Here is a 22,147-nt window from a genome sequence, read left to right on the forward strand (position 1 = left end):
GGTCCGGGCGATCGGCGTTTTCCACAGGGTGCGTGTCGTCGGGGGAGCGGCGGACTAGAGTTCCCGAGTGGCACCGAACGGGGACTCTCCAGAGCAGCTGACGCTGCTGCGTGAGACCGTCCGGCGTTCCCGGACCAAGCAGCCCGCCGACATCACCACGACGCTGCCGATCGCGCGGGTCGCGGTCGACGTGTCGCTGCCGCACCTGGACCGCCCGTTCGACTACCTGGTGCCCGAAGACCTCGCGGCCGAGGCCCAGCCGGGCGCTCGCGTGAAGGTCCGGTTCGCGGGCAAGGATCTCGACGGGTTCGTGCTGCACCGGCTCGAGACGTCGGAGCACGACGGCAAGCTCGCGCGGCTCCGCAAGGTGGTCTCACCCGAGCAGGTGCTCACGCCCGAGGTCGCGGATCTCTGTCGCGCGGTCGCCGACCGGTACGCCGGAGTCCTCGCCGACGTGACCCGCCTGGCCGTTCCGCCGCGCCTCGCGAAGGTCGAGGCCGAGGCGCTGCGCTGCACGCAGCCGACCCGCCCGGTCGAGTCGGCCTCCCGCTCCGAGTGGTCGCCGTACCCGCACGCCGACGGCTTCCTCGACGCCGTACGCCGTACCGAAGCACTGCGCGCGATCTGGACCGCCGTACCGGGCGCCGACTGGGCGCTCGCGTTCGCCCAGGCCGCGGCGGTCTGCGCGGCGACCGGCCGCGGCGCACTGTTGCTGGCCCCTGATGCCCGCGATCTCGAACGCCTCGCGCAGGCTTGTACGGCGGTCCTCGGCCGCGACGGCTTCGTCACGCTCTCGGCCGACCTCGGCCCGACCGCGCGGTACCGCGCCTTCATCTCCGCCCTCCGTGGCTGCACCCGCGTCGTGATCGGGACGCGCGCGGCCGCCTTCGCGCCGGTCGCCAACCTCGGGCTGGTCGCGCTCTGGGACGACGGCGACGACTCGTACGCCGAGCCGCGCGCGCCGTACCCGCACGCCCGCGAAGTGCTGCTGCTGCGCGCGCACCGGCAGAAGTGCGCGGCGCTGCTCGGCGGGTTCGCGCGATCGGCCGAGACGGCGGCGCTGCTCGAATCAGGCTGGGCGAACGAGCTGATCGCTGATCGCGCGGTCATCCGCGCTGCGGCGCCGGCCGTGCACATCGCGGGGGAGTCGGACCGCGATCTCGCGCGCGATCCCGGCGCGCGGGCGGCGCGGCTGCCGCACCAGGCGTTCGAGGTCGCGCGGGAAGGGCTGAAGACCGGACCGGTGCTCGTGCAGGTGCCGCGCGCCGGATACCTGCCGAGCTTGGTGTGCCAGACGTGCCGGACGCCGTCGCGCTGTACGACGTGCGGCGGGTCGTTGCGGCGTACGGGGTCGTCGGGGCCGGCGAGCTGCAGCGTGTGCGGGCGGCCGGCGACCGATCACCGGTGCCCGGAGTGCGGCGACACGCGCATGCGCGCGGCGGTTGTGGGTGCTCGGCGGACGGCGGAGGAGTTGGGGCGGGCGTTCCCGGGCGTCGTCGTACGGACGTCGGGCGGGGATCACATGCTCGACGAGATCGAGGCCGAGCCGGCGTTGATCGTGACGACGCCGGGGGCCGAGCCGGTTGCGCCGGAGGGGTATTCGGCTGCGTTGTTGCTCGACACCTGGTTGCTGCTGGCGCGGCCTGATCTGCGGGCGCCGGAGGAGGCTGTGCGGCGGTGGTTCAACGCGGCCGCGATGGTGCGGTCGGCGCGGGATGGCGGCAAGGTGATCATGGTCGGCGAGCCATCGGCGATGCCGTTGCAGGCCGTTGTCCGGTGGAGTCCTGAGGGGTATGCGACGCGCGAGCTGGAGGAGCGGCGGGTCGCTCGGCTCGCGCCTGCGGCGAAGCTGGCCGAGTTGGTCGGGTCGTCGGATGCGGTGGCGGACATGGTCGCGCGGGTTCGGGAGTTGGTCGATCCGGGGGCAGGGCTTGAGGTGCTCGGGCCGGTCGATGTCGACGACGAGACCGTGCGGGCCGTCGTACGGACGCCGCGGGCCTACGGACTCGCGCGGGTGCTGAAGGAGGCGACCGCGGCGCGGGGGACGAAGAAGCTGCCCGGTCCGCTGCGGGTGCAGGTGGATCCGGCGAGCTTCGGATAATTCGGTGGCTCGGTGTGGTGAGGCGAGCTAGGGTCGCCGGACCTGGTTTCCCGAAGGAGGTTGATGAATATGACTGCCGTGGCAGCCGTGTTCGTCATGCCCACTTTCGCTGAACCAGGAGATTTTCCATGTCACACGTCATCTCTGCCGACCTGACCACCGAGCGCCTCGTCCTGCGGTCGTGGACCGCGACCGATGTGGCCGCCGTCCTCGACGCGAGCAGCGCGAGTCAGTCGTCGCAGCTCGCCGTCCTGCGGCCGGGCCTGCGCCCGGAGCACTGGGCCGGCGACTTCCCCTCCGACGGGGACCGCGTGATCGCGGGCCTGCTCGCGACCCAGCCCGAGTGGCTCGGCGCCTTCGGCCACCGGCTCGTCGTCGAGCGCGCGAGCGGTCTGGTGGTCGGGTCGATCGGCCTGTTCTGGCCGCCCACCGACGGGGTGGTCGAGCTCGGGTACGGCGTGGTCGAGTCGGTCCGCGGCCGCGGCTACGCGACCGAGGCGACCGCCGCGCTCACGGCGTACGCGCTGAGCTCGCCGGAGGTCCACACGGTCCAGGCCGGCGTCGAGCTGTCGAACCCGGCGTCGGTCCGCGTGCTGGAGAAGGCCAGCTTCCAGCGGGTCAGCGCCGATCAGGAGACGGCTCGGTACGAGCGCCGGTAGTCCATCGAACGGGGGACCCTGTTCCCTCCGGTGGGGGATCCGTGCGGCGGGCTGCGCTGGAAGAGTCGTCGGTATGACGGGCACAGCTCAGTACGCCGTACGTTCGCACGGCGGTCTTCAGCCGCAGGCTTGGGTGGTCGGCGTCGCGCATGTCGCGGCGCTGACTGCCCTGCCCTCGTGCATCTGGCGGCTCTTCCTCGCCGCCGGCTTCTCCATGGGCTACCAGCCCGAGTGGATGGCCGCCAACGCCGGTGACGCGGCGGACAAGATCTACCTCGTCGCGCTGAGCCTGCTCACCGAAGGTCTCGCACTCCTGACCCTCGGCCTCGTCCGCCCCTGGGGCGAGATCGTCCCGTCGTGGATCCCGCTCATCGGCGGCTGCCGCGTCCGCCCGATGGCCGCCGTCGTACCGGCCTCACTGGGAGCGGTCGCACTCACGCTGCTCTGGGGCCTGAACCCGTTGATGTACACGGACCTCTTCCACGACCCCCTCGAACCACAAGGCGGCTGGCAGATCCTGATGGCCACGGCGTACCTGCCGCTGATCTTCTGGGGCCCGCTGCTCGGCCTCGTCACCTGGGCGTACTACCGCCGCCGCTGCACCTGATCAGGCCGTCTCGCTCAGCTCGTACCCCGACGCCGCGAGCAGGTGGTTGCCCAGCGCGGTCCGCGAGTACAGCACCGTCCGTCCGTCGCGGCGCGAGTCCACAACACCCGCGTTCCGCAGAATCCCCAAGTGCACGCTCAACGTCGGCGCCGACACGTCCAGCGCATGCGCCAGATGCGTCGTCGACATCGGCAGATCCAGGTGGCTGACGATCGCCGCCCGCGTCCGCCCGACCAGCTCCGCCAGCGGCGACCCCACCATCTCCTGCTGGCTCTCCCACAACCGGCCGAGCCCACGCGGGGGATAGGTGATGGTCGGCACGTGCGGTGCCCCTGTCACCGGCAGGGCCGCCGGCCACGTGAACACGCACGGCACCAGCAACACCCCCTGCCCAGCCGTCGGCACCCCGTCCGGACACACGAACGGCCGGTCGATCTCGATCCGATCGCCGCTGAGCCGCACCGACGGATGCAGATTCCGGAACAGGCGGGCGAGCCCACCCGCCGCGAGCTCGTCGAGCCGGAACGCGAGATCCTCCTGCAGCAGCGCGCGCATCCGCCGCCAGTCCGGCTCGACCGCGCGCTGCCAGTAGGTCCGGAGCGCGGCCGTGATCCGAGAGAGCGCTTCCCCGGGATCTGCGATCAGCTCCGGCAGCAGGGCGTTCGGGTTCCCGTCGTGCGTTCGCTGGAGCTCGTCCACCACCAGCTCGTACGGCGTCGCCTCGATCGCGGCCAGCCCGGCGTCGAACCCGGTCGACCTCCGCGGCGGCGCCGGCGTGATGAAGTCCGGGATGTAGCCGATCGGCGGGATCAGGGCCCGCAGCAACCGCAGCGCCTCTGCGAACTCGTAGTCGCCGCCTGCAGCGAACCCCTGGAGCTCGTCGCCGGCGGGCGAGGTGGTGCCCCGGCGGTCCGCGGTGTTGCTGCGTGGGCGGATCGCGGCGTTGGACGACGTCGAGGTGCGGTTGATGACGTCGTCACCGAGCAGCGGGCGAACCTTGCGCAACCACGGCCCGTGCACGCTGCCTGACGAGTTGTTGCTCAGGGCCCGCACGCTGGTGACCGTCTCCCAGACCGGCGAGAACGCGAACCGGATCCGGCTGACGTCGTCGGTGTTGAGCCTGATGCTGATCACGCCCACCACTCTAAAACCCGCTTGACGCCCGCGCGAGGATTAGCCCAGGAACTAATGTTCGACAGCGTCGCGACGTACCGGAAGGCTTGGTCCCATGACTGTGATCGGCTCTCCGAGGGAGCGCTCTCCGCTGCCCACCGCGTTCTGGGCGCTCTGGGTCTGCCAGCTGGTCAACCGCCTGGGCAGCTTCGTCCAGCCGTTCCTCGTGCTCTACCTGACCCAGGACCGGCACCTGTCCGCCGGTACGGCGGGCGCTGTCGCCGCCGCGGTCGGCGCCGGGTCGGTGGTCTCCCAGCTCGTCGGCGGCTGGCTCTCGGACCGGATCGGCCGCCGCCGGACCATGCTGATCGGCTTCCTCGGCACCGCGGCCGCGCTGATCCTGCTCGGCTCGGCGCGCTCGCTGGAGACCATCGCCGCCGCCGCGTTCGTGGTCGGCCTGACCGGCGACCTGTTCCGCCCGGCCGTGCAGGCCACGGTCGCCGACCTGCTCCAGCCGAGAGAGCGCGTTCGCGCGTACGGGCTGCTGTTCTGGGCGATCAACCTCGGCTTCTCGGTCTCCACGGTCAGCGCCGGCGTCCTGGCGAGCATCGGCTACAACCTGCTGTTCTGGATCAACGCCAGTACGTCGGTGATCGCGGCGCTGGTGATCTGGCGGATGGTCCCGGAGACCCGGCCGGTGCTCGACGACGAGACCCCGCGGCGCGCGCTGCTGCCCGTCGTCCTGCGCGACACGACGTTCCTGCTGATGGTCCTGCTGCAGATCGGCTACGCGACGATCTACTTCCAGGGCTACTCGACCCTCCCGCTTGCGATGGCCGCGGACGGCCTGCCGAGCTCGACGTACGGGTTGGTGATCGGGCTGAACGGCGTGGTGATCGTCGTCGTGCAGCCCTTCGTCAACCGGCGCCTCGCCGCGCTGGACCGGCCGAAGCTGCTGGCGGGTTCGATGCTGATCGTCGGCGTGGGCTTCGGGATCGGGGCTGCGGTCGACAGCTGGTGGGGGTACGGGCTGTCGGTCGTCGTGTGGACGATTGGTGAGATCGGCTTCGCGGCGGTGATCGGCGCGGTCTTCGCAGATCTCGCGCCGGTCGATCTCCGCGGCGGCTACATGGGCCTGGCCGGCAGCATGTCGTTCGGCCTCGGCAGCGTGATCGGGCCGCTCCTCGGCACCAACACGCTGGAGCACGCCGGCCCGATCGTCGTCTGGCTGGCCTGCGCCGGGCTCGGCGCCGTGTTGTTCCTCGGCCAGCTAGCGCTCTCCCCGGCCCTGCACGCAAGAGCCGCCGAGAACGCCGCCGCTGTTCCCGCGCCCTGACCACAGGACCTCTTGCAGATGCTTGCCGGCGTCGTTGGAACCCATTCTTGAAGCTGCACGCAGCAAGACTTCGGAGTCCCGCGACACCGCGAACCCGCTCACCTGCGGCACGATCTCCGGCACCAGCTCGACAGCACTCCTCAGGTCCCCGGCCCGTACGAGCGAAGCCAACAGATACCCCGACAAGCTGTACCGGCTCCGCGCACCCGTCGCCGTCTCCAGCGTCTCGGCGAAGATCCGCGCCGCCCGCTCGTCCTCCCCGAGCCCCGACCACATCGTCGCCTCGAAGATCGCGAACTGCCGCGGATCCACCCACCCCGCCCACTCCGGATCCGACCCCGACGCACCATCGAGGTACCGGCTCTCAGCCCGCGCGAACGCCCGCGTCGCCTCGCGACGCAACCCCATCAGCGCCAGCGCCTGCGCCTCCCGCGCCAGGAACAACGCCGACACCAATCCACTCGCCCCATCCAGCACGGGCCGCACCAACTCGAGCACCCGCTCCGGCCGCCCAGAGGTCAGCGCCTGCAACGCGAGGTTCTGCACCGTCAGCAGTTCCAAACTCCGATGCCCAGCCCGCCGCAACAACCCCAGCGCCCGCCAACTCGCCCGCTCAGCCGCTGCCGCGTGCCCCGCATCGTGCAGAAACCACCCGTACACCTCAAGCAACTCACCCAGCCCTGCCTGCAGGTCCCGCCCGACCCCGCGCTCCGCGGCCGCGCTCTCCCCGCGTTCTGCGGCCGCACTCGCCCGGCGCTCCGCGGCCGCACCCGCGCTGCGTTCCGCGGCCGCGCTCTCCCCGTGCTCCGCCGCCCCGCGCTCCGCCCCCGCGCCGGCCCCACGCCCGACCGCCGCCCCCGCCAACCCCTCGTACGCCGTACGCACCACCGGCCGCGCAACCCTCGCCGCCTCCGCCCCGCCCCACCGCTGGTCGACCTCGAGCAACCTCCGCACCACCTCGTGCAGCTCGTCCGCGACCACGCTCCGAACCTACCCACCCACCCCCAGCACCCGCCCGGACACGGCGACTCCTCGCCAACCCCGTCGCATAGGGTTGCCCCCATGACGGAGCCGACGATCGACGTGGTGGTGTTCGACATCGGGGGAGTCCTCCTGGACTGGAACCCGAACTACCTGTACGCCGACCTGATCCCCGACGACGACCAGCGCCGGCACTTCCTGACGGCGATCACCACGCCCGACTGGAACATGCAGCAGGACGCCGGCCGCCCCTGGGCCGAGGCCGTCGAGGAGCTGACCGCGCTGCACCCCGAGCACGCCGAGTGGATCGCCGCCTACGACACCGGCTGGCTGAAGATGGTCAAGGGCCTGCTCCCGGGGACGCCCGACCTGCTGAAGGAGCTCCAGGAGCTCGGCGTCCCGACGTACGCGCTGACGAACTTCTCCGGCGAGAAGTGGGAGATCGCCAAGGAGACCTTCCCGATCCTCGACTCGTTCACCGGTGAGATCGTCTCCGGCCACGAGCAGGTCGTGAAGCCCGACGAGAAGATCTACCGCCTCCTCGTCGACCGCTTCGCGCTGGACGCCACCCGCACGTTCTTCACCGACGACGTCCAGCGCAACATCGACGGCGCTCGCGCCGCAGGCCTGCAAGCCGAGCTGTTCACGTCCGCGGACACCCTCCGCGACAAACTCCGCGACCGCGGCCTCGCACTCAAGCCCTAGCCGGCCACGCACGCCCTGGCGCGTTCAGCTCGCTCCGACCGCCAGGGCCTCCGTGTACTTCGACCCGCCACCAAGGTGCGCGGCCTCGACGATCAGCATGTCGTCCTGGCACGTCGGCGCGGTGATCGCCGTGTCCGGCGGCGTGCTGTAGATGACCTCCGGCTTCGCCACCCCCGGCCGCCACCGCTGGATCTGGTACGACTCCACCCCGCCCGTCATCAGGCGGACCTCCCAGTGGATCCAGCTCCCACAGGCGACGATCGTGTCGGTGACGATCGACCCGAGCGCTCGCGCCGCACCACCCGGAGCCTCCCGCAGGTAAGCCCGGCTCTGGTACTGATCAGGATCATCCGCCCCGATCTCCGACCAGACCGTTGCCCCGCGCAACGTTGCCCCGCTCCACTGGATGCAGTTCTTGCTCGCGGCAACCGGCTGCGCGGCGCCGCCGGCCAGTGGCGCCGTGAACAACCGCTTGCACCGCTGCGAGCTCTGCGGCGCGGTGATCGTGCTGTACGTGACCGAGTCCGCCGACACGACCGGATCCGCGATGTACCCCGGATCCGGCACGCACGTCACGGTCCGCGCCGCCAACGTGTCCAGCGAGGCGATCACCAGGCACGACCGCTTCTTCGCGTCGGTGCTGCTGTAGGCGAACGTCCCGTCGTACGCGCCGATCTCCGGCTCGGAGATCCGGGGGAGCGCTCTCTGCGTCGCGAGATCCGTTCTCGCGCCGGTCCCGAGGTCGTAGCGGAAGGCCCGGATCTGCGGGTTCGGCCCGTCGGAACGGATCTCCTCGATCAGCGCCCAGCGGTCGTCGATCACCACCGGCGACTGCGCGACGAACCCGGCCGGCGGAGCGTGCCGTACGACGACCTTCTTGCTGGCCCGGTCGGTCACCGTGGTGATCCCGGCCTCGTCGCTGCCGCGGGTGACCAGGTACTTGCGCTGCTGGGTGACGACGTGCTGCCCGTCGACCGGCTGGCGCAGGAACTTCGTCCACACCGGCTTCCCCGTCGAGGTCCCGGGCGTCGGCGTACCGGACGGCGGCTGGCTCGGCGTACCGCCGGGTCGCGGCGGCGTGCTGCTCGGCGTACCGGACGGGCTCGGAGAACCGGAGGGAGCGCTCTCCGGTGATCCCGAGCACCCGGCCGCCAGGACGGCGACCGCGGTGACGGGGATCAGGATTCGGCGACGCATCGGCCTACAGACCGATGTTCTTGAACTGGTTGGCCAGCGTCGCGTTGAACATCGCGGTGGCCGGGATGTTGCGCGGGCCGTCGGTCACGTTGCCGCGGCTGTTGAAGCGGCGCTCGTTGAACACTTCGAAGATGCCGATCGTCTTGGCCTTGGTGTCGTAGCCGCGGCCGACCTGGTAGTGCCCGCTGTGGTTGAAGGCGAGATACGGGAAGTACCGCTTCAGCAGCTGCACGTGCTCGATCACCGGCGCCGGGGCGCCGTCGCCGAGATGGTTCTGGTGCACCTGGAGGAACTTGGCCGGCGTCCAGTGGCCGACGTTCTGCACGATGTAGGTGCCGGCCGCCAGGTCCCAGTTGGTCTTCAGGTTGGTCTGCTTGACCATCGCCGAGATCGCCGTCCCGGAGGTGGTTGCGCCGAGGTCTTTGGCCCAGGACGCCTGGGTGTCCTTCTGGTTGTCGTCGGCCCAGTCGATCGACTGGAAGGTCGCCGGGCCGCACCAGTACCCCTTGTCCTGCGAGGTCTGGAAACCCTTCATGATGTAGTTCGCGGCCGGCTTCGGCTTGGAGACCGTCGGCGGCTTCATCGGCGGCGGCGTCGGCTTGGTGGTCGGCCCACCCGGCGTCGGTACGACGGTCAGTCCGGCACTCGGCGGCGCGACGCTCGCACCGCCCGCCGGTACGCCGGTCCGCGTGTCCCCGCTCGAGGCGGTCGCCGGCTCGTCAGCGACCTCCAGCTCCCGCAGCGCCCGCGCCTTGTCACGTCCGTCCCACGCCGCCTGCATCTCCTCCAGCTCGGCGTTGGTCCGCTCGCCCTTCGTCATCGCCGCCCGCTCGGCCACGAACGCCGCCGGGCTCAGCGCCCCGGTCGCGATGTCCTGCTCGGCCGACACCCCGGCCCGGAGGTCGTCGCGCGTCGCGTCCGGCTCGACCACCGTCGAGCTGATCTGTGCTCCGGTCGGCAGCGTGTCCACGAACCCGAGCCCGAGACAGTAGTTCTCGGTCTCCAGCTTGAAGCACCGCATCACCTGCTTGGACTGCTCCGCCGCCGTCGCCCGCAGCGTCAGGTTGCTCGGCGACGTCGCCGCGACCTGCCCGGCCAGCTCGCTCCAGCTCCGCGCCACCGGCGGCTCGGCCACCGTCGCGTCGTCAGCCGGCGGCGTGGACGGTGTGGACGGCGTCGAAGGCTCGGCCGACGGCGACGCGTCGCCGGCCGGCGTCGTACCGTCCGTGGGCTCGACCCGGTCCGAGACCGGCGGCACCACCTCGCTCGGCCCGCTCGCCGGCGCGGCACCGTCCCTGGGCACGAACTCGTAGGCCCGGGCCTGCGGTGCCTGCGTGAGCAGGACCCCCAGGGTGATCAGTGCGGCAGCCCCCCGTGTCGCTGTGCGCATGTTAACTCCCGTTGGGCGTGTGACTTGTGTGACTGTAGGTACGCCTGAGGCCACACTACGTGCTCACGGCAACAACTGGGAGTGGCGTCCCCGAATTACAACGGTGTGATCGCTCGCCACCCCCGAACCCACCGCGCCGTGGCCCGGTGGGAGCCCGCCACTAGACTTACGTGGTCCTGCCCCGCGAAGGAGTCTGTGTGTCGGTCCAACCCATCCGCCTGTTCGGCGACCCCGTGCTGCTGACCAAGGCCGACCCGGTCGTCGACTTCGACGCCGAGCTGCGCCGCCTGGTCGCGGACCTGACCGACACCATGCAGGCCGCGCCCGGCTCCGGCCTGGCCGCGCCGCAGATCGGCGTCGGCCTGCGGGTGTTCACCTACAACGTCGACGGCGAGATCGGTCACCTGGTCAACCCCGAGCTCACCCTCGGCACCGAGGAGCAGTTCGGCCCGGAGGGCTGCCTGTCGATCCCCGGCCTGACCTTCGACTGCCGCCGCGCCGAGCACGTGATCGCCCGCGGTTTCAACATGTACGGCGACCCGGTGCTGATCGAGGGCGACGACCTGCTGTCGCGCTGCATCCAGCACGAGACCGACCACCTGGACGGCGTCCTGTTCGTCGACCGGCTCGACCGGGAGACTCGCAAGGCCGCGATGAAGGCGATCCGCGAGGCGGAGTGGTCGGGCCTGTCCGGCCCGCCGCAGATCAAGGTGTCCCCGCACCCGACGAACGGATTCGGCCTGTGAGACTCGTCTTCGCCGGCACCCCCGAGGTGTCGGTCACCGCACTCGAAGCGATCGTTGCCAGCGGCCATGAACTCGTTGCCGTCGTCACCCGTCCCGACGCGCCCGCGGGCCGCGGCCGCAAGCTGGTCGCCTCCCCGGTCGCCCAGTACGCCGAGCAGCTCGGCGGCGTCGAGATCCTCAAGCCGGTCAAGCCCAGCGACCCCGAGTTCCTCGCGCGGCTCGCTGAGATCGCCCCCGACTGTTGCCCCGTCGTCGCGTACGGCGGACTGCTGCCGCAGGCCGCGCTCGACATCCCGCCGCACGGCTGGATCAACCTGCACTTCTCGGTGCTGCCCGCCTGGCGCGGCGCGGCGCCGGTGCAGCACTCGATCATCGCCGGCGACGACGTCACCGGCGCGAGCACGTTCCGGATTGTGAAGGCGCTCGACGCGGGTCCGGTGTACGGCGTACTGACCGAGCCGATCGGCGCCCAGGACACCTCCGGCGACCTGCTGACCCGGTTGTCGAAGTCCGGCGCGAAGCTGCTCGTCGACACCCTCGACGGGATCGAGGCCGGCGTCCTGCAGGCCGTCGAGCAGCCGGCCGACGGCGTCACGATCGCGCCGAAGCTGACCGTCGAGGACGCCGAGATCAACCTGAACCACCCCGCGCGGCAGATCGACCGGCTGGTGCGTGGGTGCAATCCCGCGCCCGGCGCGTGGACCACGTTCCGCGGCGAGCGGCTGAAGGTGCTCGCCGTCGCGCTGACCGACGAGGAGCTGGCGCCCGGCGTACTGGACGCGGCGAAGTCGTCGGTCAAGGTCGGCACCGGCAGCAAGGCGATCGAGCTGGTCACCGTCCAGCCGCAGGGCAAGAAGCCGATGGCCGGGGCCGACTGGGCCCGCGGCGTCCGGATCACCGCAGACGACCAGTTGGGCACCGAGTGAGCGACCGCAGTCCCCGCAACCGCGCCCCGCAGAAGCGCCCCGACAAGGTGCGGCAGGTCGCGTACCGGGTGATCCGTCAGGTGAACGGCGAGGACGGCTACGCCAACCTCGCCCTCAACAAGGCGCTCCGCGACCAGCGCCTCGGCGGCCGCGACGCCGCCTTCTGCACCGAGCTCGTCCACGGCACGCTCCGCTGGCAGGGCACGTACGACGCCTTCCTCGCCCGCAGCGTCTCCCGCCCGCTCGCCGACCTCGACCCGGAGCTGCTCGACCTGCTGCGACTGGGCACGCATCAGCTGCTGCGGATGCGCGTCGACTCGTACGCCGCGGTCAACGAGATGGTCACGCTGACCCGCGCGGAGGTCGGCCAGAGCCGCAGCGGTTTGGTGAACGCAGTCCTCCGCAAGATCAGCCAGCGCAACCTCGACCAGTGGATCGCCACGGTCGCCCCGAAGCCGGAGGAGGATCGCCTCGGCTACCTGGCGATCGCGAAAGCCCATCCCCGCTGGGTCATCGAAGCTTTTTCTCAGGTCCTGGATGAGGTAGAACCCGTCCTCGACGCTGACAACGAACCGCCGAAGGTCACCCTTGTCGCGCGCCCCGGGCTCTCCGACGTCGACGAGCTCATCGAGGCCGGCGCCAGCCGCGCCCGCTGGTCGCCGTACGCCGCCGTGCTGCAAGGCGGCGGCGACCCCGGTCGCATCCAGGCCGTCGCCACCGGCCGCGCCGGCGTCCAGGACGAAGGCTCGCAGCTCGTCGCCACCGCTCTCGCCACCGCGCCAATCGAGGGCAACGACGCCCGCTGGCTCGACCTCTGCGCCGGCCCCGGCGGCAAGTCCGCCCTGCTCGCGGCGCTCGCCAACCAGGGCGAGGCGGTCCTCACCGCGGTCGAGCCGCAGAAGCACCGCGCCGAGCTCGTCCGCTCGAACCTGCGCGCGATCCCCGGCGAGCACCAGGTCCTGGTCGGCGACGGCACCAAGCCGACCTGGCCCTCGGGCTGGTACGACCGCGTCCTCGCCGACGTCCCGTGCACCGGCCTCGGCGCGCTGCGCCGCCGCCCGGAGGCCCGCTGGCGCCGTACGCCGGACGACGTCGCCGAGCTGCGCCCGCTCCAGGAGGCCCTGCTCGCGGCGGCGATCACCTCGGTCCGCCCGGGCGGCGTCGTCGCGTACGTGACCTGCTCGCCGCACCCGTCGGAGACCCGCGGGGTCGTCGATGCCGTGCTGGCGCGCCGGCCGGACGCCGTACTGGAGGACGCGCGGGCGCTGTTCCCCGGCGTACCGTCGCTCGGGGACGGCCCGGACGTGCAGCTCTGGCCGCACCTGCACGGCACCGACGCGATGTACCTGGCGCTGATCCGCCGGTCCTGAACCGTGGACCGGTGTCAGGCGCATTGAGTCGAACGGTCATGATGGAGGGGTGACAACGACCGACACCCGCCCTGTACGCAGCAGCCAGCAGCTCCAGATCCTCGGGCTCGCCGCGTCCTTCGGCATCGGTCTGCTGGTCGCGATCCAGTCCCGCGTGAACGGCGACCTCGGCAACCGCCTCGGCGACGGCGTCGCCGCCGCTTTGATCTCGTTCGGCTCCGGACTGGTCGTGCTGCTGGTTGTCTCCGCGCTCGTCCCGCGCGTCCGCGAAGCACTCGGCCAGGTCTGGCACACCATCCGTACGCCGTCCGCCGGCGCGGGCGGCCCGCTGCGCTGGTGGCAGTGCATCGGCGGCCTGGCCGGCGCGTTCCTGGTCGCGACCCAGTCGATCACCGTCGCGGTGATCGGCGTCGCCGTCTTCACCGTCGCGGTCGTCGGCGGCCAGGCGATCAGCAGCCTCGTCGTCGACCGCCTCGGCTTCGGCCCGGCCGGCCCGCAGCCCTACACCCCGCTGCGCGTGGTCGGCGCGATCGTCGCCCTGCTGGCCGTCGTACTGGCAGTTTCCGACCGCCTCAGCCACCCGTCAGGCCTGCTGCTGGCGATCCTCCCCGCGGTCGCCGGCATCGGCACCGCCGTCCAACAAGGCATCAACGGCCGAGTCGCCCGCACCGCCTCCGGCGACGCCTTCGGCGCCCTCGCCGCCGGCACCATCAACTTCATCGTCGGCACCAGCGCCCTGCTCGTCGTCTTCCTCGTCGACCTGGCTTTCCGCGGCGCTCCCCGCCCGCTCCCGACCGACCCCTGGCTGTACGTCGGCGGCCTCTGCGGCGTCGTCTTCATCAGCTCCGCGGCTGCGGTCGTCCGCATCGTCGGCGTGTTCGTCCTCGGCCTGGGCACGATCGCGGGCCAGCTCATCGCCAGCCTCCTGATCGACCTCTTCGCCCCGGCCGCCGACACGGAGGTCACCTTCTCGGTCGTCGCTGGCACGTTCCTCGCCCTCGCGGCGGTGGTCATCGCCGCGATCCCGAACCTCCGCCGAAGCTGAGGGTCAGCGGCACGCCGCGATCCCCAACGTTCACCGAGCCCAACCGCCGCCGAAGCTGACGGTCAGCGGTACGCCGCCCGCAGTTCGGTGATCCACTCATGGGCGAACTGGCGGCCGTTCGGGAACTGGTCGCCGAGGTCCCAGCGCCAAGTGGTGATCATGGCGAGGACGAGCAGGCGGCAGTCGCGGACCAGCGACTGGTCGGCATCGGGATAGTGGGCGTCGACCTCCTCCGGCGCGTGCGCGAGGTCGAACTCGACCGGCCCGCGGCAGCAGGTTTCGAGGTCGATGAAGCGCGGGCCTGTCGTGGTGGCGAGCAGGTTGCCGGGGTGGGGTTCGCCGTGCAAGAGCTGCTCGGCGGGGCGGCGGGCCTGGATCGCTCGCGTGAGGTTCTGGAGCGAGGTCGTGAGGAACTCGCGGTCCTCGGCGCCGAGGTCTGGCGTTTGGCTCGGGTCGGAGAGCAGTGCGAGAGCGCTCTCCACGCGATCTGTGTAGTGCGGCGACGGGAGGTCGACCTTGCGCATCGCGGCGTGGAGATCGACCAGCGCTTCGGCGTACGCCGGGGGAGTCGCCGCGGGCAGTGGGTCGTAGAACGTCCACAGCGTGACGACGAAGCCGTCGCGTTCGTAGGTCCGCGGCGCGACCCGCGGTTCGAGGGCCGCGATCGGGCCGCCGAGGTCGGTCAGGCGCAGCGCGAGGTCGATCTCGAACTGCGCGACCTGCTCATGCTCGGGCGCGACCCGGGCCAGGACGTCGGCCGGGAGCACCCGCAGGATCAGCTTGTTGGAGTTGTTGAGGACAGTGGCGTCCTCGGCCGGCAGTCCGAGCTCCGCGGCGATCGACAAGGTCGCCGTGACGGCACGCTGGATCTCTGTCGGCTCCATGGAGTCCTTTCGGTCAGGTGTTCCTGATCAGTCGGGTGTACCCGCCGTACGCGCGCTTGCCGAGCAGCGGCCAGAGCACGCGCCCCGGCGCGGGCAGTTCGCCGAGGAAGTCGCGCTGCTCCTGCGGCGTCGCGTCCTCGAGGATCGCCCCCAAGAACAGCAGCCGTTTGCGCTTGTCCGCAACGGATTTCGCGCCGCGCTCACCGACCTTGCCCCACTCCTCGACGCTCAGGTGCTCCGCGATCACCGGCAGGATCGCGCTCTCTTCCTCTCCCATGTGCTCTTCGAGGACCGCCGAAGCCTCCCGTACGGCGGCCGCCAGCTCCCGCGCCTCGACCAGGCTCGCGCTCCGTCCCCACTGCGGCGTCAGCTTCTCGATCCGGTCGAGCGCGGCACCGAGCGCCGCGTGCTGCGCCTCCATCCGGTGCACGAGGTCGAGGTGCAGCGTCGCGCGCTCCAGCAGCAGCGGCCAGATCAGGTCGTCCTCGGCCTCGTGGTGGTGGTGCAGCGCGGCGACGATGTCGGTGAGGTGCTCGGCGAGCACCGCCGCGCGCTCGGTGTCGCCGGCGCGGACCCCTTCGATCAGGCCCGGTAGCAGCCGGAACTCGCGCCGGAACACCCGGTGCACCACGACCATCGTGTGCGTGTCGGGTCTGGTAGCAGTGCTCATGGTGTCGCCCCCTGTGCGGTGAAGCCGGCGGCCGCCCTCCCCGGGACCGCCGGTTTCAGCTCACGGTACCGGCGCGGCCTCGGGTTGCAGAGGGGTTTTCCGCTTCCTGCCCGAACGGGCCGGACGCCGTACGACGCCCTGTGACACCGCGACTCCGGTGAGCACGACCAGCGCACCGACCGGCTGGTACCAGGTCAGGTGCTCGCCGAGGATCAGGACGCCGACCGCGATCGCGAAGATCGGCATCAGGTAGGTGACCATCGACGACATGGACGCGCCGATCAGCCGGATGTTGCGCATGCTGAGTACGAACGCGATCCCGCTGCCCAGCCCGCCGAGCGCGAGCACGCTGCCGATCACCTCCGGCGACAGCGTCCACGGCATCGGCGGCGCCTCGCCGGTCACGATCGGCGCCACCACCGCCAGCTGGACCGTTGCGCACAGCAACAAGCTCGCGGAGAGCGCGGTCCCGGACAATGTGCTCCCGGCAACGAACCGCTTCTGGTACGGGACAGCGAGCCCGTAGCAGACCGCGGCGGCCATGCAGAGCAGCTGACCGGTCAGGTCCGCGCCGCCCTCGATGTTCCAGGCGCCGAGCACGACCAGCATCCCGAGGAACCCGATCAGCAGCCCGGCCACCCGCTGCGCGGTGAACTTCTCGGTCCGGAACACCAGGACGGCGACCGGGAGCACGACCAGCGGGGTGATCCCGTTCCAGATGCCGGCCAGCAGCGAGGGGACGCGCTGCTCGCCGTACCCGAACAGCGTCCACGGGATCGCGGACCCGATCGCGCCGATCACGAACGTGTGAGCCCAGAGCCTGGGATCGCGGGGGAGCGCTTCCCGCTTGATCACCAGGATCGCCACCAGCACGGCGGACCCAGCGATCACCCGCCCGAGCGCGAGGTACATCGGGTGCAGCTCACGCACACCGACCGAGATGAACAGGAAGCTGCAGCCCCAGATCGCGGCCAGCGTCAACATGGTGGGAAGCCAGGCCCGGACGGGCGGCTTGTCAGGAGTCGTCAGGGTGCTCACTCCTGACATCTTGCAGTACGCCGGGGACAATTTCCTCTTTCGTTCCGGAATTGGGCAGATCCTGACCTCGTGCTCGCGCTCTCCGGTCGGGCAAGGAAGGATGGGGGTATGCCTGACTTCGATGTCGACGCCGTCCGTAAGCAGTTCCCGGCTCTCTCTGAAGGGGCAGCGCACTTCGACGGCCCCGGCGGGTCGCAGACTCCGCAGGCCGTCGCCGACGCCGTGGCGCGGACGATGGTCTCGGCGATCTCCAACCGCGGCCGGCTCACCCCGGCCGAGCGGCGCGCCGACGACATCGTGATCGAGGCACGCCAGGCGATGGCCGACCTGCTCGGCGCCGACCCGGGCGGCGTCGTCTTCGGCCGCAGCATGACGCAGTTGACCTACGACATCTCTCGCGCGCTCGCCAAGACCTGGGGGCCGGGCGACGAGGTGATCGTCACCAAGCTCGACCACGACGCCAATGTCCGCCCGTGGGTGCAGGCGGCCGAGGCGGCCGGCGCGACCGTCCGCTGGCTCGCGTTCGACCCGGCCACGACCGAGCTCGACGACATCACGCCGCTGCTGTCCGACCGAACCAAGCTGGTCGCGGTCACCGCGGCGTCCAACCTGCTCGGCACCCGCCCCGACCTCGACGCGCTCGCTGCCGCCGTACGGCGTACCGACGCGCTCCTGTACGTCGACGGCGTCCACCTCACCGCCCACGCGCCGGTCGACATGGCGTTCGCCGACTTCTACGCGTGTTCGCCGTACAAGTTCTTCGGCCCGCATTGCGGTGTCCTCGCCGCCTCCCCGGCGCTGCTCGAAACGATCACGCCGGACAAGCTCCTCCCGTCCAGCAACGCCGTTCCGGAGCGCTTCGAGTTCGGCACGCTGCCGTACGAGTTGCTCGCCGGGACGACCGCCGCGATCGACTTCATCGCGGGCCTCGGAGGCGTCGGCGAGAACCGGAGAGAGCGGTTGCTGAGTTCTCTGATGTTGCTGGAGATCCACGAGGACACGCTCCGCGCCGAGCTCGAGTTCCGGCTCGCCGCGATCGACGCGGTCACCCTGCACGGCAAGGCCGTACGCCGTACGCCGACGCTGTTGTTCAGCGTCGCCGGCCACGAGCCCGCGGCGGTCTCGGCCGCTCTCGCCGCCCGAGGCGTGAACGCGCCGTCGGGTTCGTTCTACGCGATCGAGACCGCGCGCCACCTCGGCCTCGGCGACACCGGCGCGACCCGCGCCGGGCTGGCGCCGTACACGAACCAATCGGACGTCGACCGCCTGGTCGAAGCTGTGGAACACCTCGTGAACTGACCGCCAAGGAGGCACCGCCCCATGCCGACCAAACCGATGCTCGTCGCCGCGCTCGCGGCCGCCTTCCTCGTCTCTGCCCTGACGTCCCCAGCGGAGGCGGCTCCGCTGGCGGCGCCCTCCGATCCGGCCCGCGCGGAGCTGCGCGGGATGCTCGAGAACGTTGTCGGTGCCACCGGCAAGCGGTACAACACCCGCGACGACGCCGGCCACGTGATGGACACCGTCAAGATCATCCAGGACAGCACCGGCGGCTACCTCGCCGTCTCGCACCACCTGGCGACTGACGGGCACTTCCGGGTCAATCTCGCGACCTCGACCGATCTCCTGAACTGGCACTGGGAGCGCGAGCTCGCGGGGAGCAACACCGGCCCGGCCTCCCAGCCGACGATCGCCCAGGCGTCGAACGGCGGTTTTGTGCTCGCCTGGGAGCAGGAGCGGCCCGGGGGAGGCGACAACCACCTCGCCTTCCGGTACTACGCCAACCGCGCCGACCTCCTGACCGGTCGTGTCGGCCGTTCGTTCGACGCCCCGCGGCGGCTCTCCACCTGCGCCGAAGGAACGCCGAACATCTACAAGATCACGCTCTCTCCGGACATCGACCACTCGACGATCGACCTCGGCGGCCACTTCTGGTCGAACTGCGACGTCGACCGCCAGCAGCGCGGCACGCTGCGGAACTTCAACGCCTGGACGACGTCCGCCCAGCCGACGTTCGACAACGCGCTGCTGCACTGGGGCGTCAAGGGCAACATCGGCGACCGGGACCAGATCGGCTTCCGCGGTTACAGCTTCGGCCTGATCGAGGGCCAGTTCACCAAGGGCGACTTCGGCTCGTGGCGGACGTTCGTCTACGACTACCAGACCGGCAACGCGGACCAGACGACGATCCGCACCGACGGCGGCAGTACGGCGTTCGCGAACCCGACAGTGAGCGCTCTTCGCGCTCCGAACGGCGCTCCCGCGCTGCTGTTCACGCTGTTCGTCCCGAGCGAGGGTGCGGCGCCGGGAGAATCAGGAGAACTCGTCTACTACAAGACTTACTAAAGTCTGTGGGGTAAATTCGCTCCGGTGAGCGAACCCCGCCAGGTCTTCGTCCAGGTCAACCCCACCGACGCCCTCGCCGCAGCGACCCGCGAGGGCGACCGGTGGACCACGCGCGGCGCCGAGATCACCTGGTCCGAGGCCGCCACGCCGAGCGTCGCGCCCGGCGACGCTCGCGGTGGTCAGATCACCGTCAGCGCTCCCGGCGCGATTTCCCGCGTCGCGCTCCGCTGGGAGCGCGCTCTCCCGGAGCACGCGCTCGTTCTCGGCGACGCCTGGGAACGCTCGTACGGCGATCTCCAGTGGCGCCACCTTCAGCCCGAGCGCCTCCTCCCGTGGTACTGGCTCGCCCACGACCAACTCACCGGCGCAACCACCGGCATGGGCGTCGACGTCCACCCGGCCGCCTTCTGCTCCTGGACCGTCGACCGCACCGGCGTCACCCTCTGGCTCGACCTCCGCAACGGCGGCGGACCGACCCACCTCAACGGCCGCAGCCTGAAAGCAGCAGTTGTCCGCGAGTTCCCAGACGCCGGCACCCCTTGGAAGACCCTCGAAGCCGCCACCGAAGCAATGAGCGCCCACCTCCCAGCGCTCCCCGACATCGGCCCGGTCGTCGGCGCGAACAACTGGTACTACGCCTACGGCGAAGGCTTCGACGAGAAGGCCGTCCTCCAGGACGCCGCCACGATCGTCGAACTGGCCGACGGCCACCCGGTCAAACCGTTCAGCGTTGTCGACGACGGCTGGAACCCGGGCGGCAACGGCTCCGGCGGCCCCTGGGAGAGCGGGATCCCGGGGCTCTTCGACGACATGGCCGGAACAGCAGCCGCGGTCAAGCAGCTCGGCGCACGCCCCGGCCTGTGGTTCCGCCCGTTGCTGTCCCGAGAGAGCGGTCCCTGGGGACATCCCCTCGGCGGCGAAGCCCCGGGCCGCGCGCTCGACCCGACGTACCCAGAAGTCCTCGACCTGGTTCGCGGCGACCTCCAGCGGTTCCGCTCCTGGGGCTTCGAGCTGGTGAAGCACGACTTCAGCACGTACGACGTGTTCGGCCGTTTCGGCCCGGCGATGGGTGCGCGACTGACCGACGCCGGCTGGCAGTTCCACGACCCGACCCGGACCACCGCCGAGATCGTGCTCGACTTCTACCGCGAGATCCGCGCCGCCGCCGAGGACCTCGTCCTGATCGGCTGCAACACCGTCGGGCACCTGGCCGCCGGGCTGGTCGACGTACAGCGCAGTGGTGACGACACCTCCGGACGCGACTGGGAACGGACCCGGAAGATGGGCGTGAACTCGCTGGCTTTCCGCTTGCCTCAGCACCGCCGGTTCTTCACCCTCGACGCCGACTGCGTTCCCTGTACGCCGCAGACGCCGTGGGCGCTCAACGCGCGCTTCCTGGACCTGGTCGCGCGCTCGGGGAGCGCTCTCTTCGTTTCTGTGGACCCGGCCGCCCGGACCGCGACCACCGATCGGGAGCTGAGCGACGGTATACGGTTGGCGCTCAGTGGGGGTGATCAGCTCGAGCCGCTGGACTGGCTCATGAACACGACGCCGAACTCCTGGGGGACCAGCGCCGGCACCATCCACTACGACTGGTCGCTGCCGTGGGGCGCCGACCCGGCTGCCGGGTGAGGTGAGCGCGGTGCGAGGACAGGGGGAGTGGTGAGCACCGAGCAGCCGCCGGCTGTGGTCCGCCGGGGTACGAACCTGGACCGCGTCGGGGGATTCAACGACAGCGTCGTCCTGGACGCGATCCGCCGCGCCGACCAGCTGCTGAGCCGCGTCGAGCTCGCCGCCGCGACCGGTCTGTCCGGCCAGGCGATCTCCAACATCACCCGCCGCCTGCTCGACGCGGGTCTGGTCCGCGAAGCCGGCCGCCAGAAGAACGCCGGCCTCGGCAAACCGCGCACCCTGCTGGAGCTGGAGCCCACCGGCCAGTACGCCGTCGGCGTCCACCTCGACCCCGCGGTCGTCACGGTCGTCGTCCTAGACCTCACCGGCGAGATCGTCGCCCGCCGCCGCGCCGAAACCGAAGTCGTCGCGGCCTACGCCCAGCACTCGCCGCCACCCCGCGAGACAACAGCGCCTTCCCGCGACGACCCCGACGCGCTCATCAGCGGCATCGCCGCGATGGTCGAGGAGGTCATCACCGAGGCCGGCGCCCCACGCGACCGCATCGTCGGTCTCGGCATCGCCGCCCCCGGCCCGATCGACGTCGAGCGCGGCGCGGTCGTCGATCCACCGAATCTCACCGCCTGGCACCGCGTCCCGCTTCGCGACGCCCTGCGCGACCGGACCGGCCTGCCCGTCCTGCTCGACAAGGACGTCACCGCCGCGGCCTCGGCCGAGAAATGGGCCGGCGGCCCGAACGGCCGCGGCAGCTTCGTCTTCTTCTACCTCGGCACCGGCATCGGCGCCGGTCTGGTGATCGCCGACGAGGTCGTCCGCGGTACGTCGGGCAACGTCGGCGAGATCGGCCACGTGATCGTCGACCCCGACGGTCCGCTGTGCTTCTGCGGCCGCCGCGGCTGCGTCGGCGAGACCAGCCAGCCGCGCTACCTGGTCCAGCAGGCCGTCCACTCCGGATTCATTGCCCGCGGCATCAACCTCGACGACCGGCACGCCGTCGACGTCGCCTTCGCCGAGCTCTGCGCGACCGCCGCCGACCAGCCCGGCGCGGCCCGCGAGATCGTCACCGCGCTGGCCGGCCGGATCGCCAAGGTCGTCGAGGACATCGCCAACCTGCTCGACCTCGAACGCGTCGTCTTCGGCGGCCCGCACTGGGACCGCCTCGCCCCGTTCTTCGGCGACTCGATCCGGGAAACGCTGAGAGAGCGCTTCCTGGTGCGCTCGGTGCACCCGTTCGACGTCGCCGGCACGGCTCTCGGCGCCGACGTCGGCGCGGTCGGCGCTGCCAGCCTGGTCCTCGACCACACGTTCTCGCCGAACCCGTCCGTGCTGCTGCTCGGACCACCGGAGAGCGCTCCCTCCGGATCCCGTCCCGCTCCCGGTGTGAACACTGCCGGGTGAAAATCC

General features: G+C 71.1%; 20 protein-coding genes. 13 read left to right on the plus strand and 7 right to left on the minus strand.

Going from position 1 to position 22,147, the window contains the following annotated elements:
* The first annotated feature begins 67 nt into the window (after positions 1-67).
* The 3 genes from AB0M01_RS12885 (at position 68) to AB0M01_RS12895 (ending at position 3,367) form a co-directional block, all read left to right on the plus strand.
* Positions 68-2,101, plus strand: a complete 2,034-nt coding sequence (locus AB0M01_RS12885) for a primosomal protein N' (protein ID WP_363668693.1) — start codon at positions 68-70, stop codon at positions 2,099-2,101.
* A 128-nt stretch (positions 2,102-2,229) separates the two neighbouring features.
* Complete coding sequence (locus tag AB0M01_RS12890) at positions 2,230-2,760, plus strand: GNAT family protein (RefSeq protein ID WP_363668695.1); 531 nt, start codon at positions 2,230-2,232, stop codon at positions 2,758-2,760.
* Positions 2,761-2,833: 73 nt separating this feature from the next.
* On the plus strand, positions 2,834-3,367 hold the full coding sequence (locus AB0M01_RS12895; RefSeq protein WP_363668697.1) for a hypothetical protein: 534 nt from the start codon (positions 2,834-2,836) through the stop codon (positions 3,365-3,367).
* Here AB0M01_RS12895 and AB0M01_RS12900 read toward each other — a convergent pair whose 3' ends face one another.
* Positions 3,368-4,501: a DUF5937 family protein gene (locus tag AB0M01_RS12900; RefSeq protein WP_363668699.1), complete on the minus strand. Its 1,134-nt coding sequence runs from the start codon at positions 4,499-4,501 to the stop codon at positions 3,368-3,370.
* A 94-nt stretch (positions 4,502-4,595) separates the two neighbouring features.
* Here AB0M01_RS12900 and AB0M01_RS12905 point away from each other — a divergent pair, with 94 nt between their 5' ends.
* Positions 4,596-5,816, plus strand: a complete 1,221-nt coding sequence (locus AB0M01_RS12905) for an MFS transporter (RefSeq protein ID WP_363668701.1) — start codon at positions 4,596-4,598, stop codon at positions 5,814-5,816.
* Here the strand turns inward: AB0M01_RS12905 and AB0M01_RS12910 are convergent.
* Positions 5,751-6,797 (minus strand): hypothetical protein, encoded by a 1,047-nt coding sequence (locus AB0M01_RS12910; RefSeq protein ID WP_363668703.1) that lies wholly within the window; start codon positions 6,795-6,797, stop codon positions 5,751-5,753. The genes AB0M01_RS12905 and AB0M01_RS12910 overlap by 66 nt on opposite strands.
* Positions 6,798-6,878: 81 nt before the next feature.
* Between AB0M01_RS12910 and AB0M01_RS12915 the strand changes: the two genes are divergently transcribed.
* Entirely contained in the window at positions 6,879-7,502 is a 624-nt protein-coding gene (locus tag AB0M01_RS12915) for an HAD family phosphatase (protein WP_363668705.1), read from the plus strand.
* Between the two features lie 24 nt (positions 7,503-7,526).
* Here AB0M01_RS12915 and AB0M01_RS12920 read toward each other — a convergent pair whose 3' ends face one another.
* Positions 7,527-8,699, minus strand: a complete 1,173-nt coding sequence (locus AB0M01_RS12920; protein ID WP_363668707.1) for a hypothetical protein — start codon at positions 8,697-8,699, stop codon at positions 7,527-7,529.
* A 4-nt stretch (positions 8,700-8,703) separates the two neighbouring features.
* Positions 8,704-10,089 carry a C39 family peptidase gene (locus AB0M01_RS12925; RefSeq protein WP_363668709.1) on the minus strand — a complete coding sequence of 462 codons (1,386 nt, stop codon included), beginning with the start codon at positions 10,087-10,089 and terminating at the stop codon, positions 8,704-8,706.
* Positions 10,090-10,286: 197 nt separating this feature from the next.
* Between AB0M01_RS12925 and def the strand changes: the two genes are divergently transcribed.
* Genes def through AB0M01_RS12945 form a run of 4 tightly spaced genes read left to right on the plus strand, consistent with a single transcriptional unit; the run spans position 10,287 to position 14,176 of the window.
* Positions 10,287-10,835, plus strand: coding sequence for a peptide deformylase (def, locus tag AB0M01_RS12930; protein WP_363668711.1), 549 nt, complete (start codon positions 10,287-10,289; stop codon positions 10,833-10,835).
* Positions 10,832-11,761 (plus strand): methionyl-tRNA formyltransferase, encoded by a 930-nt coding sequence (gene fmt / locus AB0M01_RS12935; protein WP_363668713.1) that lies wholly within the window; start codon positions 10,832-10,834, stop codon positions 11,759-11,761. Before def ends, fmt begins: the two co-directional genes overlap by 4 nt.
* Positions 11,758-13,131 (plus strand): transcription antitermination factor NusB, encoded by a 1,374-nt coding sequence (locus tag AB0M01_RS12940; protein ID WP_363668715.1) that lies wholly within the window; start codon positions 11,758-11,760, stop codon positions 13,129-13,131. Before fmt ends, AB0M01_RS12940 begins: the two co-directional genes overlap by 4 nt.
* 49 nt (positions 13,132-13,180) lie before the next feature.
* Positions 13,181-14,176, plus strand: a complete 996-nt coding sequence (locus tag AB0M01_RS12945; protein ID WP_363668717.1) for a DMT family transporter — start codon at positions 13,181-13,183, stop codon at positions 14,174-14,176.
* Positions 14,177-14,238: 62 nt separating this feature from the next.
* Here AB0M01_RS12945 and AB0M01_RS12950 read toward each other — a convergent pair whose 3' ends face one another.
* The 3 genes from AB0M01_RS12950 to AB0M01_RS12960 are packed head-to-tail and all read right to left on the minus strand — an operon-like array spanning position 14,239 to position 16,768.
* Entirely contained in the window at positions 14,239-15,060 is an 822-nt protein-coding gene (locus AB0M01_RS12950; protein ID WP_363668719.1) for an aminoglycoside phosphotransferase family protein, read from the minus strand.
* Between the two features lie 13 nt (positions 15,061-15,073).
* A complete protein-coding gene (locus AB0M01_RS12955; protein ID WP_363668721.1) occupies positions 15,074-15,730 on the minus strand; it encodes a hemerythrin domain-containing protein in 657 nt (218 codons plus the stop codon).
* 60 nt (positions 15,731-15,790) lie between these two features.
* Positions 15,791-16,768 (minus strand): DMT family transporter, encoded by a 978-nt coding sequence (locus tag AB0M01_RS12960; protein WP_363668723.1) that lies wholly within the window; start codon positions 16,766-16,768, stop codon positions 15,791-15,793.
* Positions 16,769-16,876: 108 nt separating this feature from the next.
* On the opposite strand from AB0M01_RS12960, the gene AB0M01_RS12965 reads away from it, so the two are divergent.
* From AB0M01_RS12965 to AB0M01_RS12980, 4 genes are read left to right on the plus strand one after another with little or no spacing between them, the layout of a single operon-like run.
* Positions 16,877-18,067, plus strand: a complete 1,191-nt coding sequence (locus AB0M01_RS12965; RefSeq protein WP_363668725.1) for a cysteine desulfurase-like protein — start codon at positions 16,877-16,879, stop codon at positions 18,065-18,067.
* A 21-nt stretch (positions 18,068-18,088) separates the two neighbouring features.
* On the plus strand, positions 18,089-19,111 hold the full coding sequence (locus tag AB0M01_RS12970) for a hypothetical protein (protein WP_363668727.1): 1,023 nt from the start codon (positions 18,089-18,091) through the stop codon (positions 19,109-19,111).
* A gap of 24 nt (positions 19,112-19,135) precedes the next feature.
* A complete protein-coding gene (locus AB0M01_RS12975; RefSeq protein WP_363668729.1) occupies positions 19,136-20,743 on the plus strand; it encodes a hypothetical protein in 1,608 nt (535 codons plus the stop codon).
* A 30-nt stretch (positions 20,744-20,773) separates the two neighbouring features.
* Positions 20,774-22,141, plus strand: a complete 1,368-nt coding sequence (locus AB0M01_RS12980; protein WP_363668731.1) for an ROK family transcriptional regulator — start codon at positions 20,774-20,776, stop codon at positions 22,139-22,141.
* Positions 22,142-22,147 lie beyond the last annotated feature (6 nt).

It is taken from the genome of Kribbella sp. NPDC051770 (genome assembly GCF_040681455.1).
Taxonomy (GTDB): Bacteria; Actinomycetota; Actinomycetes; order Propionibacteriales; family Kribbellaceae; genus Kribbella.